Annotated in this window: 15 protein-coding genes; 2 read left to right on the top strand and 13 right to left on the bottom strand. The window is 41.1% G+C overall.

Translation table 11 applies throughout. From position 1 onward, the window contains the following. Nucleotides 1-20 precede the first annotated feature (20 nt). The 9 genes from ZA05_RS01885 to ZA05_RS01840 all read right to left on the bottom strand — a co-directional run bounded on the left by ZA05_RS01885 (nucleotide 21) and on the right by ZA05_RS01840 (nucleotide 9,634). Nucleotides 21-1,601 carry an arylsulfatase gene (locus ZA05_RS01885; protein WP_082333643.1) on the bottom strand — a complete coding sequence of 527 codons (1,581 nt, stop codon included), beginning with the start codon at nucleotides 1,599-1,601 and terminating at the stop codon, nucleotides 21-23. A 31-nt stretch (nucleotides 1,602-1,632) separates the two neighbouring features. Continuing rightward, nucleotides 1,633-3,102 carry a DUF1254 domain-containing protein gene (locus tag ZA05_RS01880; protein ID WP_082333642.1) on the bottom strand — a complete coding sequence of 490 codons (1,470 nt, stop codon included), beginning with the start codon at nucleotides 3,100-3,102 and terminating at the stop codon, nucleotides 1,633-1,635. A gap of 61 nt (nucleotides 3,103-3,163) precedes the next feature. After that, on the bottom strand, nucleotides 3,164-4,189 hold the full coding sequence (locus ZA05_RS01875; RefSeq protein ID WP_053990161.1) for an HAD family phosphatase: 1,026 nt from the start codon (nucleotides 4,187-4,189) through the stop codon (nucleotides 3,164-3,166). Between the two features lie 80 nt (nucleotides 4,190-4,269). Further along, a complete protein-coding gene (locus ZA05_RS01870) occupies nucleotides 4,270-5,799 on the bottom strand; it encodes an arylsulfatase (protein WP_082333641.1) in 1,530 nt (509 codons plus the stop codon). After that, complete coding sequence (locus ZA05_RS01865; protein WP_053990160.1) at nucleotides 5,796-6,032, bottom strand: hypothetical protein; 237 nt, start codon at nucleotides 6,030-6,032, stop codon at nucleotides 5,796-5,798. Before ZA05_RS01865 ends, ZA05_RS01870 begins: the two co-directional genes overlap by 4 nt. Before the next feature lie 280 nt (nucleotides 6,033-6,312). Further along, a complete protein-coding gene (locus ZA05_RS01860; protein ID WP_053990159.1) occupies nucleotides 6,313-6,708 on the bottom strand; it encodes a DUF1801 domain-containing protein in 396 nt (131 codons plus the stop codon). Nucleotides 6,709-6,915: 207 nt separating this feature from the next. Further along, entirely contained in the window at nucleotides 6,916-8,007 is a 1,092-nt protein-coding gene (locus ZA05_RS01850) for an FUSC family protein (RefSeq protein WP_053990157.1), read from the bottom strand. Between the two features lie 103 nt (nucleotides 8,008-8,110). Beyond that, nucleotides 8,111-8,554 (bottom strand): DUF3124 domain-containing protein, encoded by a 444-nt coding sequence (locus tag ZA05_RS01845; RefSeq protein ID WP_369793829.1) that lies wholly within the window; start codon nucleotides 8,552-8,554, stop codon nucleotides 8,111-8,113. 147 nt (nucleotides 8,555-8,701) lie between these two features. Continuing rightward, the gene (locus tag ZA05_RS01840) at nucleotides 8,702-9,634 is read right to left on the bottom strand and encodes a hypothetical protein (protein WP_197276035.1); all 933 of its coding nucleotides are present in this window, start codon (nucleotides 9,632-9,634) and stop codon (nucleotides 8,702-8,704) included. A gap of 204 nt (nucleotides 9,635-9,838) precedes the next feature. Here ZA05_RS01840 and ZA05_RS18525 point away from each other — a divergent pair, with 204 nt between their 5' ends. Both ZA05_RS18525 and ZA05_RS01830 read left to right on the top strand, forming a co-directional pair. Next, nucleotides 9,839-9,973: a hypothetical protein gene (locus ZA05_RS18525; protein WP_255350049.1), complete on the top strand. Its 135-nt coding sequence runs from the start codon at nucleotides 9,839-9,841 to the stop codon at nucleotides 9,971-9,973. Nucleotides 9,974-10,090: 117 nt separating this feature from the next. Further along, complete coding sequence (locus ZA05_RS01830; protein ID WP_053990153.1) at nucleotides 10,091-11,107, top strand: zinc-binding dehydrogenase; 1,017 nt, start codon at nucleotides 10,091-10,093, stop codon at nucleotides 11,105-11,107. A gap of 81 nt (nucleotides 11,108-11,188) precedes the next feature. On the opposite strand, the gene ZA05_RS17975 is transcribed toward ZA05_RS01830, so the two are convergent. From ZA05_RS17975 to ZA05_RS01805, 4 genes are all read right to left on the bottom strand, one after another. After that, complete coding sequence (locus ZA05_RS17975; RefSeq protein WP_082333640.1) at nucleotides 11,189-12,316, bottom strand: DUF6515 family protein; 1,128 nt, start codon at nucleotides 12,314-12,316, stop codon at nucleotides 11,189-11,191. A gap of 18 nt (nucleotides 12,317-12,334) precedes the next feature. Next, complete coding sequence (locus tag ZA05_RS01815) at nucleotides 12,335-13,066, bottom strand: DUF2092 domain-containing protein (protein ID WP_053990150.1); 732 nt, start codon at nucleotides 13,064-13,066, stop codon at nucleotides 12,335-12,337. A 178-nt stretch (nucleotides 13,067-13,244) separates the two neighbouring features. After that, nucleotides 13,245-14,396 carry a BamA/TamA family outer membrane protein gene (locus ZA05_RS01810; protein ID WP_082333639.1) on the bottom strand — a complete coding sequence of 384 codons (1,152 nt, stop codon included), beginning with the start codon at nucleotides 14,394-14,396 and terminating at the stop codon, nucleotides 13,245-13,247. A gap of 50 nt (nucleotides 14,397-14,446) precedes the next feature. Further along, complete coding sequence (locus tag ZA05_RS01805; RefSeq protein ID WP_053990148.1) at nucleotides 14,447-15,607, bottom strand: hypothetical protein; 1,161 nt, start codon at nucleotides 15,605-15,607, stop codon at nucleotides 14,447-14,449. Nucleotides 15,608-15,621 lie beyond the last annotated feature (14 nt).

The following is a 15,621-nucleotide window of genomic DNA, read 5'->3' as shown; positions in this document are numbered from 1 at the left end:
TTGTTTTTATTAACTAAGAACTAATCACGTCCTTTCTTGACGACATTATCCATTACAGAAGACATATCAAAACTCTTACCACCCTGAACAGGAGGGTAGTCTATCAAGGTTTTGATATGGGCGTTCATCTGCTCTCCCATGGGAGCCATCAACCAAGAAACCTTTTGCATAAGGTGTCCATAGGCATCTTCGGTATCATAGCTTTCAAAGGGGTCCATCCTTAAATTGAAAATTAAAGGGGCCGTTCTCGCTTCGGCAGTTCCATAGTAAGTTTCCTTATAGATGAAGTGGAATTTCCAAGGGCCCATCCGCACGGCATTAAGCTTGCTTTCGTAGTAATAGTAGAACATGTCCCTAGCCGATTTTTCACTTTGGCCTTTCCAGTACGGCAGGTTGTTAACCCCATCGATGTATTGTTTTTTCTCTTTCATCAAACGTTCGGCAGCATTTGGAACTCCAGCAGCAGCAGCCAAGGAGGTGAACATATCCATATGGGCTTGGATCCCATTTTTAACCTGTCCAGGTTGTAGGACGCCAGGCCACATAATCATACTGGGTACTCTTACACCACCTTCGGTGGTTCCCATTTTTTCGCCGCGGAACGGGGTAGTCCCTCCATGTGGCCATGAATTGTGCTCTGGACCGTTATCGGTAGAATACCAAATAATGGTGTTTTGATCCATGCCATTAGCTTTTAAGAAGTCTAAAACCAAACCTACATCATGGTCGTGTTGTAACATTCCACTACCATATAAATCGGCTTCGGAAGTATAGTTTTCAGCCGCATAGCGCCATTCGTCATTTAAACGGGTATAGAGGTGCATTCTGGAAGTGTTCAGCCACACAAAAAATGGTTTGCCATCGGCTTTGGCACGTTTCATAAAATCTTCAGCCTTAGGAATCACTTCCCCAGCATCAAAATTCTTCATGCGCTCTTGGGTTAATGGTCCGGTATCTGTAATACGTTGTTTGCCAACTTTACCAAAACGAGGATCATCTGTATTGTCCATTTTATCGGTAGCCCAAGAATGAATTACCCCACGGGTTCCAAATTTCTTTTCATAGTCTTCCAAATTACCAGAATAGGCTTTGGCGAAGTTTTGGTAATCGCGCTGTTCAGATTCTTCTTGAGTATTCAAGTGATACAGGTTGCCATAAAATTCATCAAAGCCATGGGCTGTTGGCAAGTGTTCGTTACGGTCGCCTAAGTGGTTTTTACCAAAGTGTCCCGTTGCGTAACCTTCGGCTTTCAATACTTCTGCCAAACAAGGAGAAGCTGCTTGAAGTCCAAGGACATCACCAGGTTGACCTACGGTAGTCATTCCACTTCGTATAGGATATTGTCCAGTGATAAAGGACGCTCTACCGGCCGTACAGCTAGGCTGTGCATAGTGGTCGGTAAACTTAATCCCTTCATTTCCAATTTTGTCAATGTTGGGCGTGGTGTAGCCCATGGTGCCCATACCATAGGCACTTACGTTTTGCCAACCCACATCATCTCCCCATATTACTAAAATATTTGGCTTTTGTTGACTCCATACCAATACCGGCAGTAATAGCAGTATTGGGAGAATGGTCTTCTTGCGAAAAAAAATGCTCATATTTCTGGTTTTTAAATTATTAATGTCGATTTTATATTTTTTTTACATCTGGGATATCATAATTTTCATCTAAAACAATCTGTTGCGGTTGGTATAACCTCAGAATGATATAGAAAGGCCCTTTATTAGCAGGGATCCAATTGTCTGTGTTTTCGGGTTGTTGGTTCGAAATTGTAATATCGAAAGAGCCGTCGGCATTTTTTTTGAATCCCTCGATGTCCGGACTCATTTTGTAACGATTTAATGGGTTGTCTACAAACATTTTAGTTTTGGCGTTCCAAAGCGTAAGGGACCAAAAGGCATCTACAGGAGGTTCTTCTTTAAAATGAATTTTATAGGTGTTATTTCCATCTAGGGTGTTTCCTTCAGAGTCCGTATATCGAACAGGATATAGGGCTTCTTCGGCCCCGTTTCCTCCTAAATAGGGACCTGCAATCATAGAACGTAAGGTGTAATCCCAACCAAAGTCGCTCAGTTTGGTAACAAAATTCCAACCGTTTTTCACATAAGAACTTGTTTTTATAGATGCCATAATAGAAAGTGGGGCCTGCAGGGTTGCATCATAGAGTGCCTTTTTTTGAATGTCATTAAGCACACTTTCGTCAAATTTTCCAGGAGATAGGCCTATGGACTCAAATTGTCCTACCAGTGCTTTGTCCACATCTATAACTGGATTTTGAGTCATTGCCCATGCTAGTTGTTTGTAAAAGGCTAAAGGATCTGTTTTAGGATACGTAGGCATTTTGGGTAAGTTAGTTGTTTTATTTGGGCTTGTACCTCCTTTAAACTCATTGAGAGTTTGTAGTTTAAAATCCTTTTGGAGCGCTATTACGGGAGCTGTATCTTCTCCTTGTTCTATGCGTAATCGTCCCCATAACCATACTTTTGGAGTTTTTACATGGATAGTTTTATTAATGCTTGTAGGTAGTGTTCCTTCCCAACCAGGAGGAACAATTGCATAATTTCCAGCTTTGGTTCCGGTTTCTCTTCTTCCAATATAAGCCGATAAATTTTGGTACATATCAAACACATTGATCACATAATAACGATCATGTGTGTCCGGTACAGAAACAACATAGGGTTCAGTTAAATCTACTACGGCACTCATATAGTATGTATCTCTGTTGGCGGAGGGCATATCGGTATCTTTTGCCGTAGGCAATTCAGTGGCCCACCCCATTTGGTTTAGGGGGGCTCTGTAACTGGTAGCGGGTTTTGGATTAGGTACGTTAACGTATTCTCTCATTATAGATTCCATACGTACTAGGGCATAGCCCCATTCGTATGCCAAAATTGCTTTGGCATTGGCACCATAGTAGTCGCCTAGTTTCTGGTTTTCATCGGTACTAGGGATATCTACAACAGGATTATCCATTTTAGCAACTTTGGCTAAAGCGTTCTCGGTAGCTTTAGTTGAACTTGCAGTTCCTTGACTCCATCCTAATAGCGGCATTACGAGCAGCATTGAGAGTATGGTCCTTTTTTTTGAAAAATTGCTCATAATTCCCTGGTTTATATATTACTAATTAATTTAATAGCCATTTTTGATTGATGATGTTTGGTTATTGATATCTTGGATAAATCACTTTCCAGTCCTTTTTCATGTCCACTAAGGTCCAGCCACGTTTGGTAGCTTCATCCAATCCTTTGTCCAAACCACCAATATGTGATCCTCTGTCGTAGGCCCATTCGCGCTCGGCATCGGTGTGGTGTACATAGAGCATAAAACTGTTCAGTTTGTTGGAGGCTGTCCATTGCAGCATTTGCAAATCCCCATCGGAATTCCCTGCGGCAAACACCGGTTTTTTTCCTATGATTTTTTGAATGTTCAGAGGTTTCCCTTCTTTGTCATCAATAAAGTCCATCTCGGGTAAGACTTTAATAGATGGTTTATTGCCGTCATTAGTCCACTCGGTCTTAAATCGAGTACCTATAATTTGTTCTTCTGGAATACCATAAATGCTGGGTAAAAAGGCTCTCATAAAGTTGACACCGCCACCCGAAACGATGTAGGTTTTAAACTGGTTGGCTCTTAAATAGTGCAACAATTCGAGCATGGGTTGAAACACCATATCGGTGTAGGGCACATTTTTGGTAGGATGTTTGGCAGTGCTTGCCCATGACTTTACCACAGCATCAAATTCTTCAACGGTCATGCCTGTATGCGTGGTCGCAACTATTTGTAAAATGCCCTTCATGCCACTTTGTTTTAGGGCTTCCATATCATTTTCCAAAACAGCTTTATAAGGTTGTTGGGTTTTCCATTCAGGATGGTCCTTCGCCATGGCTTTTACACGATCTATGGCAAAAAACAATTGAAAATAGGCAGGTTGCTCACTCCATAGGGTGCCGTCATTGTCGAAAGTGGCAATGCGATCTTCCACAGGAATAAACTGGGAGCTTTTGCTATTGGTGGCATTGCTAACAAATGCTATGATAGCCTTTTTAGAGGCTCCGTCATTCCAAGAGGGTAGCGGGTCTTTTTGAGCAACGGTTTCGGCATTGGAAAGAGCTGTTGTAACGTCTGCTGTGAATGCTGTAATTACAAAGAAACATAAGGCTAATGGAAGGATTTTAAAAAGGTGCATAACATGATTGTTTTTAAGGTGAAAAGGAACTGGAATACTGTTCGTTTTTCAAGCTCCAAGTTGTTTTGCTTATATGTTATCTAGTTTTTGCTAGTGGGAGTTAATTTTCTAAGCTCTTCATCAATATCGAACTCCATACTTTTCATTCGAGGCGGGTATTCTTTTAGAGACTCCATAAACTCACTTATTTTTCCAAAAGCAGGGGCATAAGTCCATGCTCGATCTTCCAACCATTCATTATAGCCTCGAGAATCAATGAAGCGTTCAAAGGGGTCTAATTTTAAGTTCACAACAATAGGGGTAACCATATCTTGTTGTACACCATTAAACCATTTGTCTTGTTTTTTGAATAAAAATTTGTAGTCTCCATAGCGGACTCCATGAAGCGTGGTTTCTGTGAAATAAAAGAACTCTTTCCGCTTGGATGGGCCCGTGTTTGTAATTAGGGCTGTTTGGTCATAGCCGTCCAAATGAATTTTTTCGTAGCTTCTGTTTCCTGCTTTGTAACTTTTAAGCATGTTGTCTTTAAGGTTAGGTTCTCCCAATTGCGACATGATTGTTGGCACCCAATCCTCCATAGTCATAAATTCACCAGTAGTGGTACCAGGGGGAATGACGCCTGGCCATTTTACCATCACGGGAACTTTAAAACCGCCTTCATAACCACCTACACCTTTTTCTCCACGAAACGGATGGTTACCACCATCAGGCCAAACATAGCTATAGGCCCCGTTATCTGTAGAGAACATTACAATGGTGTTGTCATCAACATTCAATTCTTCCAATAAGCTGAGAAGTTCTCCAACAATGTCGTCCATTTCCTTTACGCCATCAGCGTACAATCCATAGCCGGTAACACCATCGTATTTTTCAGAAAGGTGGGTATGCATGTGCATACGGGTTAGGTTATGCCAAACAAAAAATGGCTTGTCTGCTTTTACTGCATCTGTGATAAAGCGTTTGGATTCTTTTAAAATTTCCCAATCCAATGTTTTTTGACGCTCTGCTCCAAATTCGCCTTTGTCTTCTATTTTTTGGCTGCCGTTTGATTGCGCCCAGGAATGAATAACCCCGCGTTGCGCAAATTGTTTAGCGACTTCCGGGTCTTTTGGGAAGTCGTAAAGTTCGGTGTATTCCCCGGCGTTTAAATGGTATAGAATACCAAAGAATTCATCAAAACCATGATTGGTAGGTAAATGGTCGTCACGATCTCCTAAATGATTTTTACCAAATTGTCCCGTAGCATAACCCATTGGTTTTAGTAACGTGGCTAATGTTGGGTCTTTGGTACTCATACCTTGAGGAGCTCCTGGCAGACCTACTGTGGCTAATCCTACACGAATGGGATATTGTCCGGTAATAAAAGCTGCTCGCCCGGCGGTACAGGAAGGTTGTGCATAATGGTCCATAAACAGCATCCCTTCATTGGCAATTTTATCAATATTAGGTGTAGACCCTCCCATCATACCGCGATGGTAGGCGCTAAGATTCCACATTCCCACATCATCTCCCCAAATAATCAAAATGTTGGGTTTGTCTTGTGCTATGGTTAATAAGGGCAGTAGCAATAGTATGCCTAGCATCTTTAAAAAGTATGCAGTGTGCTTCATAATAAAATGTATTTAATGGTATTATAATTGGACTTTAGAAGTTTTTTAATTGTAGAACTAGCATGGTTTTGTAGGGTGTCAAAACCATTTGTAAATAGCATTTGTAACAATTGGGAGGGCTGTTTAATCTGGGTAATTACCGCATAAGGAGAAACCAACCAAGGGTGGTTGGGGTGGGATCCCAAAACTGAAAAACCGCTTGGGAACGATTGATAAGAAAGCTCTCTCAACATCTATGCACTTATTTGTTGTTGGCACCACAGATAAGGTCTTGCCTTTATCTATGGGTAAAGTGTTAAAGTTAGGGGTATTTGATTCGCTATCAATCAGTTACTAATGTACGAATTCTACGTTTAAAAAGGAATACTTCTGTAGTTATTTTTGAAAATGTAGATTTTGTAGCTGAGGTGTATTTATTTTGAAACAAGGTCCTTATGGAGTAGTTTGGAATGTGATGGGGAAAGGTGAGATTCAAATCAATATGGAAGGACAATGTCTTGTCAAACCAGTGGGCTATTTCAGCCGTTCCAATCGTCCTTTACGCTTTACAATGTTTTTATAATCCCATTGAATGCGTTTGGAGGTTTCCAACCAGCGTTTTAAAGCTTCAATATCGATGTCGTTTATGGCATTGTAAAAAATGGAGGCGTCTTTAAATTTGCCACCTAGAATGTTTAAATCGGGTTCTTCAAAATCTGCACCACTCCAAAACATCAGACGCAATCCCTTCTTTTGTTTGCTGTAACCTACAATGGGGTTGCCTTCCAAAAACCAAACAGGGTGTCCATGCCATAGTTTGCTTTCGGCTTCTGGCAATTGCGTATCAATAATGGTTGCCAATACATCACAGATGGCTTGGTCTGTTTCGCTTTGCTGTGCATTATAGTTTTGAATGTCTTTATGTGGCATGGCTTCGCAAGTTGAAATTTATATAAAAAGAATCATCAGGTTGCCTAGTTTTTCGAAAGCTATTGAGAAACATTGTATCGAATCCAAAAGGCTTCATTTCCCTCTATTCTCGATACCACATGTTTTCAAAATGTCACTTGAATTGAAGGTTTTGGGCTTTGGTTTATTGTATGGATTAGCATTCTTAAAGATACCAAATTTTCTTCCTTAAGAAATATTCTGTTCTATTTGGTCGCCAAGTTTTTTCAGCCCTCGAATGCTGGCATAGCGTATTTTTTCCTTGTGCAACAACCAACCGCCAAGGGCTCCCAAACCACTACCGATTAGGATTTCCCAAAAGCGAAGGGCAATAAGCGCATTGGGATCGTTGATGATGGGGTTGGCAGCTTCCGATAGAAAGATGGCCAAAGGCGTAATGAAAATCACGGCCATGGCATAATTTCTAATGATGAGCAACTCCACAATCAATTGTAACACTATGATGAACAGGCAAAGCATTAAAGGGGTGTTGGCTATCTGGAGCAACAGCCAACAAAGGCACAAACCTAAAAAAGTGCCCAAAATACGTTGGAATGTGCGCTGCCAAATATGATAAAGGGAGGCGCCTTGCATCACGGCCCCACAGGAAATGGGAATCCAATACGGGTTTTCAAGGTTTAGCCAATAACCGATGGCCAGGGAAATGGCCATGATGACACCGGTGATGATGGCTTCCCAAAAATCGGCATAGGGGTTCTTTTTTAGCAGGGGTATTGGATCATTCTGTGGTGCTATTTTTTGGGTGGCCGATAACCATAAAATATAGGCCAAACCCAAGGTGCAGGAAAACATGGTGCCCAAACCAACCAGGCCAACCTTGGTAGGAATGGTACTTAAATTGAAGGGCTGGCAAATGGAAATGGAAAGGATCATGATAAAAAAGAAACTCCTAGGTGGAGCGGTTTTATAGTAGAGAATGATCCAATGCACGATAAGAGAGTACAGTCCAAATACAATTACCGAAACCGTGGGGGAAAAACTAAAAAACTGCCCCAAAGCAAAGGATACCATAAAGCCAAATGAACTTACCAACAGGGTGGTAATTCTATTGGTAAACGATCCGGAACTGGGAAGGTAAAGGATGACCAAGCCGCTTAAACAGGCAATAAGGGCATAGCGAAGGTTGTCAACATACAAGCCCACCAATAAAGGAAACCCAACACAAAGTGCTGTTAACATTGGGGTGTGCCAAGTTCTTGTGGAATCCTTTAGGGTTACCAATTGGCTAAGTTCCTTCTGTATGGTGTTTTTTAATGCCATTATGTTTTGAGCTTCTAAAAGGATGCGAAAAATATGGCACAAAGATAGCAAAAGTGGAGGCGTTTCACTTTTGTGATTCCTAAGGATAAAGGGAAAAATAACCCTATTCTATACGTTTGCCTTGAGTAGTGAAAGAAATGCCTTGTTGTCCTGATGTGGAAATCATGACGCTTTCAAAAAGTGGTTCATGGGTGTTGGGGTTTATGAACCAATCAAAAAGGAAATTGGCGCCCGTGCCACCTTCCTGGTCCTGTTCGTCAATCACAATTTCCACGGTTTCCATTGGCGCGATGTAAATAGGTCTAGCAAAATACGTCCTGATGGCATGTCCCCTGGTGTTGAAATACTCCGCCTTATTGATAAATACCGTATCTGCAGTATTGGTGTTTCGCATGCTTACGGTGACGGTCAAGTCGTGGGTACGGTGTTCGGATTCGCTATAGATTTGGGAGTAGACAGAAAGGTAAGTGCTGCCATGTGTGAGGGAGTCGCCTAAGGGATGCTGAAGGGTTCTGTTGTTCCAATTCACGGGATGTATAGAGCTCACTTGCCCATTGTCTTGACAGCTTTGTATTGAAAAATATAAAAAAAGAAGTATGATGAACTGTTTCATGAGTAATTCAATCCTAGGAGTTTAAGATTGAAGATATTAAATTTTCAGAAACTTACAACGCTAATGCTACCTGAATATCACCTAGCAGCTTGGCCCTTGCCAATAGTCATTTCTTAATAAAAAGTACCTAAAATCCATCTTTTCCGTATTGGGGATTTGTGTTTTAATATAGAAGCGCTGTGCTTCTTGGTCCCAATCCAAAATGAGACTTCTGTATTCAATAGCATGGTAGAGATAAAAGATGAATTTTAGTTGTCTTAATTGTGCAGAAAGCTTGTCTAGACTTTGAAAGGCTTTGCTTGTATGGTTTGGGTCAATCAAAGAATTGATGAGTTCAAGATCATTTTGGTCAATGCTATCATGGGTGGATTCTGCCAAGTAATCCAAAGTTTTTTTGTCTTTAATTTTAGAAGCTAGATAGTGGATATCGTTCAAGTTTTGGCTCTTGTCACTCTCCGAGTATTTATAAGTAAGAGGTGAATTGGAGAAAAAGTTAATGCCAAAGGGAATTGGCTCCAGAGTTACTTTGGTTTCTGTTCCTTTTCTTGGGATATGGAGGTTCAAGAAAAAGATAGCCTGATCCAATGGTAATTTTTCAGTGGTCAAACTTGGTATAAAAGTATTGATTCCAAAGCCTTTTGGAAGGACTAGATCCATTGGTCTGTTAGAGTGTAGTTGCCTTTCGGAGGAGCAGCTCCAAGCTTCATTAATCAATAGGGTGTAATCCTTGTTCTGTTGTTTGTAGGCACCTGCAATATTGCTGCAGTAACACCCACAAGTTGGGTAGCTTAGGTTTAATTGGATGTAGCCATTCTTCACATCGTAGATGTTCTCTTCAAGCTCAAATACATTTAGCTTTTCAATTTCATGGGGATCCAATTCGCTAGTCAGCGCCTCATAGCAAGGGGATACACTTTCCCAAAGAAGCTCTTTTAGAGTATCGTTGGTTTGACAATACATATTTAAATGACAGAATAGAAAGCAAAATATCAATAAGGTTGGTTGGTATTTCATTGGTAGTTTGAGTTTGTAGGAATTATTTGAGTTTAAAGATAGCTTTTCTAAGTCACAATTTATTTCATGGTGTTTAAAAATTGATGTCTATGTCATTCCGACAAAAGAGGAACCCCTTTGCTTTCCAATAAATTCTTCATTGCGTTTCACTTCATGCTAAATAATAATGATCTGACTGTCTTCCGAAGCGAACTAATTTTTCCCATGATTACACTATATAGCTGCTCCATAGCATCCCCATATCAACCCTATAGTAACCTTATGGAAACCTATGGGGTATTTTGGGGTGAATTTGCAACTAAGAACCTAGATGAAATTAAGATTAATGTTATCAACTGAACAACAAAATCTATTTATTTAGAAATCTGCATCAATTTGGTTAACTTTATGAAAATCAAAAACATAAGTGGTTTTTGGTTTGGAATTAAAAGTTAAAACAATAAATAAACAGCCATTATGAAAGAAGCAAACCCTTCAGGGGTATTTCACGACATCCATGACATCCGTGTACTGGATAAGGATGTTCCGGAATTAACAGATGACAGCGTCATTATAAAAGTAGAAATGACCGGTATTTGTGGTACCGATTTACACATTTACCATGAAGGACTCGTTCCCAAAGGGTCGGTATTGGGACATGAGTTTTGTGGTGAACTGGTAGCAGTTGGTAAGGACGTAAAAGATTTAAAAGTAGGCGATAGGGTCGTGGTCAATCCTATGTACAATGGGGTTGGATTGGGGCCAAGCCCCGGTGGGTTTGCCAAATTGGTGAGAATAGATAAGGCCAAGGCCAACCATAATGTATTTGTGATTCCGGAAACCATTTCCAGTGAAAAAGGGGCTTTGGTGGAACCTTTTTGTATTGGCTTGGCGGCCATTAATAAAACACAGCTGACTGCCAAAGACAATGTTTTGGTATCTGGTTGTGGAACCATAGGCTTGGTTACTATCGCAGGACTGAAAAGTAAGGGTGTGGAAAATATCATTGCTTCGGATATTAGTGAGAAACGTTTGGAATTGGCCAAAACTTTGGGAGCCAAATACACGTTTAATCCGAAGACGGATGGCAGCCTTAAGGAGAGGGTGACTGAGCTTTTTGGAACTGTGATGGCCTTGGATTATTCTGGGGATCTTCCCAATTTAACGGCTGCTTTTGAATGTTCTGGGGTAAGTGCCCTGTTTGGTCAATGTATGGAGCTCCTAGCGCTAGACGGTAAATTGACCGTGTTGGCCATTTACAGCAAGGATATGACCATCAGTCCAAACCATGTGGTATACAAACGTCTGCAGATAAGAGGATCATTGTTTTACTCCGATGAGGATTTTTTGGAAGCTATCGATTTAATGGATAAGGGAATCGTAGATTTGACACCTATAGTGAGCCATCATTTTCCGTTGCAGGAATTACCAAAGGCTTTCGAAGTGCAGTCCGATAGCAGTCAATCTGTAAAAGTAATTGTGGATAGTATCTAACCTTTTTTCTATAGTATCGTTTAAAATAAAAATCGGTGGTTTCAATTAAGAAACCACCGATTTTTTATGGAAGCAATCGTATTATTTTTCTTCTGTGGTAACATCCACGATTTCATACATGTTTTTCCCGTCTACTTGTATGGGTTGGTAGTAGGTGTCTCCATATTGTACATAGGTAATGTCTCCTATTTTTACTTCTTCACCACCTTCCGGTAGGCCTGGTACAATAGTCCCTGCAGTGGCTGGTACTACCACATAACCGTCGGCATTTTTTTCATAAAAGGCGCCTCCGTAGTAATAATTGTTAGTGTTATTAACCGTGACGGTTTGCGCTTCTTGTGGGATGGAGGGCACTTGAGCGCCTACAGGTGCTTGAACTGCTACAAAACCTTCCTCCGTTTTTAGGTAATAGGTCCCATTGTCATAGTGGTATTCTTCGTTGTCATCACTGGCTGCGTCGATAATACTCACCACAATGGCAGTGGTGGCTAAGGTAGTCACAAAATAGCCCCAAGGATGCCAATAGCTTCCCCAATAAAAAGGACGGAAAGGATGGTAATAGTAAGGATGGTAGGAGTAATAAAAATGACCTCCGTAATGGTGGGGCGGTCTATGGTATGGCCTAGAATTATGGCGTACATAGGTATTGTGATGGTTCCTATTATTTACGTTAATATTAATATTGGTGTTGCCCCCAGGACGATTGTTGTTATTCCCTGGCCTATTATTGTTGTTCCCTGGCCTGTTATTGTTATTCCCCGGACGGTTGGCATTATTCCCAGGTCTGTTATTGTTGTTATTTCCAGGTCGGTTAGCGTTATTGTTTCCAGGTCTGTTGGTAGTATGGTTTTTTACATTGGATGTAGGTCGGTTTGTTGAGGTGTTTGGCCTATTGGTTGTGGGCCTTGTAGTAGTAGGTTTGTTGGGCGTTTTGGTAGTGGTGCTAGGTCGTGTTGAAGGTCTAGTAGTTGTGTGCCCTCCATTAATGGTAGGCTTGGATGTTGTTGGTCGCGTGGAGCGATTGACTTTTGGAGTCGAGGCTGGGCGACTGCGACTAGGTGTGGTTCTTGCCATAGACCGTCCTCCTCCTGCAGGGCGATGGCTGAGACGTTGTGACAATACAGTGGTTGGCAAGCTTAGTGCTATTAGCATAACCAAGGCACTTAAATAAGATTTTATTTTGGGAGATATTGATATAGATGGTTTCATAATAATAGAAATGTGAGGTTATAATTTGGACATGACACTAATAAGTTTGGAATTGGCCGGAGCTGTAAAAACAAAGGTTTCATCGGGAATGACAGGGCTGAGGTTCCAATTGCTAAACACACTTTCGTATTGGCGGTTATGCTCATCTTTATGGGTGATTAAAAAGCGTTTGGGCATATTGGGGGCATCTTTAGAGACCCAAATTTCAACCTGCATTTTGTCATTGTCCGCAATAACATGGTCACAGTTCTCTCCATCGATCTTGGCACTGCCTTTATATTTAACAGATTGGAATTCGTCTAAAATATCGTCTACAAAATGAGGGTAGAAGAAGTCTGCACCTGGAAATTCGAAGTCGAAGCGTTTGTGCATGGCATCGATCATTTCCAATGTGGTATTGGGCGTCTCCAAGGTGATATAATTGTTTTCGTCGTAGGAGTAGTAGGTAAGGAAAGAACCATCGTACCAATAGCCTTTATGCCCTGTGTCTCCTTGCATTAGTATGAGTAATTTGTCCGGTCCCGAAAACTTTACATCACTGGTGCGGTGATATTTGACGAGCTTGTTTTTGGCGTTAAGGCTGTCTATAGCGTTTTTTACATGGACACTGCATGAGGTCAATTCACTAATAACATCCGTCATTTGGTCTAAAACGCGGACGGCTTCAGCGTCAATGTCCTTGGCTGATTGGGCATGTCCGTGCAGTGGAAGGATAACAAGCGTTAATGCTAATAGAAGTATGTTTTTCATAATTGGAAGTTTACAATTGAAAAATAGTCGAGTAGGCCTAGAAGAGGGGCAAAGTCTTTGAAGGACTTTAGAATTTTAAAGTTACTTAAAAAATGTGAATTACAACAAGATGTTTTGTGTGTAAATTCTTGATAATTAAATATATAAAGTTTTTTGTTGCTTTGTTTGGGTGAGCTGTTTAAAAAGCCTCTGTAAAATTAAAGTACAAGCCAGAAGATTCCCTTCCGATTCCAAAATCTATCCTGACATTCATGCGAGGTTGCACCTCAAAACGATAGCCAATTCCAAAGTTGGGGATCCACTCTTCAATACTGTCGGGGTTATAGGCTATGGTGCCAGAGCCCAACCATGTCACCATCCCGTGTTTGCTCATGTTTCCATCCTGTTTTAAAAACATATGCCGCCATTCTGTTAGAAAATAAAGCCCCGTACGGTCTCTGTAATGACCTTCAATATAGCCTCGCAAGCCATCACCGCCTCCTAGTTTGGTGAGTTCTTCATAAGGGATGTCCCCACTTCCAAACCGGCCATATAGTTTTAGGGCAATGGTGTTACCCGGTCGGTGGATTTGGTGGTAGGTCCTAAAGTCGAGTTCGTAAATGTTGTACTTGTTGTCACCGCCCAAATAATCTCCGTAGAAGCCGGCTGCAAAATTGAAGAAGTAGCCTTTATATGGATTTACGATGATGTCTCTACTGTCGTAATTCACGGTAACGGTTAAACCGGAATTAAAATTATCTGGCCCAAATTGATTGTAATACGCATCTTCCGCCATGACTGGGTTGGTTTCCAAAACTTTTGTGGAGTTAAAATCGAAGCCACCACCCACATACAGGTGTTTTATGGGTTGGTACATAATAAGCGGTTTGACAATGAACTTCTGCCGTTTGAAGGCCGTGGTGGAATCGCCCTCTTCCAATTGTTTGATAGACGAAAATCCAACTCCAAAATAATTGTCGTTGGCTACCGAAAATTTCGCCAATATATTTACTCGAAGCTTATCTTCCAGCCAAAAGGTTCTAAGGTTGGAGTTAAAGCCATAGTTCCCTTTGGTACTAATAAACCCCATAAAAGGCACCGAAGAACGTTGTATCAGGCTGTCCTTTCGATTGGTTTTAAAGGTATAGATCATACCTGCTCCCACCAACAGGCCATTTTCAGGAGTATAACCGGGACCTGCAATAATGCTCATAAAGGGACGGCCCTCAGCAATGGCACTGTCTTTTTTCTGTTCCCTTTTTTCCATGTAGCGTTTAATGCCTTTTGGTTGGCCTTGTGCAGTCATTACAAGTAGGATGGCAAGAAGGGCGAAAAGAAATTTTGTGTGCATAGCGTTACATTTTAAAATCCAAAGCTGTGGTTAAGTCATAATTGGGCGCATTATTGTAGGAGTTCTTTATAAGATCTTTTTTTTATGCCGAAGCGGTATTGGAGCCCGGTCATTAAAAATCGTTGGGAATCGGCCACTCCATATTCTCCACGAAGCATCCAATGTTTATTCAGTTGAAAATTGAAGCCAAATTGGAAGGTGATGGACTGAATCAGTTCTTTCCTGATGAAATAATTAAAACTCGTAGTAAACACGCCACTATCGTTAACTCTCTCCTGAATGGTGTTAAGTGCTTGGTTTTGGGCTTGCAATTTTAATTTTTGGGCAGGAGGGGTTGTAGGGTTGTCTATTAGTTCCTGGTTAGCGGCAATTTTATTGGTGATTCTTTCATTGAAAGTGGCATCCAAGTCTGGGAAAACCTCATGAAGGTTTATTTGCCCACTGCTACCATCGGATCCCACAAAGTCACGGTACATCATTCCCAAGTATGGGGCTATGAACATGTCTTTTTTTCGATGGCTCAGCCTGAAGGAATGGCCCAAACGGGCAGACAGGGTTAAATAGCCAATTTGTTCTTTTAGTAAATCGGTATCGGTACGGGAATAATTTAAATCGATACTGGAGAAATACCTATTCCACCCAAAAACCAAGGTGGTCCCTACACCATAGGCTAGGGCATCAAATTTTACTTCCGATGAAAACTGGGGGAGTTGCAGCATGATTTCTCCCGTGCTGTCTTTCCAAGTGGGCTGTAAACTCACATTAGTGCCTCCTTTTACCGTAGAAAATAGGGCGTAAATGTTTAAAAAGGGCAATACCCAAGCATCGGCTCTAAAGTTGACGCCATTGGTGGTACCACTTACTTCCTGGAAATTCAAGGTTTCTGTATTGATGATTCCTGTCAAGTCTGTATTGTTGCCAAGCAATAACTCAAATTCTGTAATTTCCAGATCAACGAAGGCATTTACGTAATTAATATTAAGACCAAAAGGTAGCTGCATTTGGTCCGCGAAGCCTCGTTCTTGAACCTTTTGGCCCCAAGCGGGCAATACGTAGGGGTAGGTGTTGGCAATAATGCTATCTTTTGTTGTTGGATCTGTATAGATTTCTTGGGACTTACATTTAAAAGAGCCACTAAGCAGTATAACTATACCTATTAATAAGCTTTGAAGACAGAAACTTTTATTGTTGGGTGAAATTTTGAGGGTCATGGAATTTTAATATT

It is taken from the genome of Mangrovimonas sp. TPBH4 (assembly GCF_001280505.1).
GTDB lineage: Bacteria > Bacteroidota > Bacteroidia > Flavobacteriales > Flavobacteriaceae > Mangrovimonas_A.
Note: the sequence above shows the minus strand (reverse complement) of the source record. Positions and strands in the feature narration are given on the sequence as shown.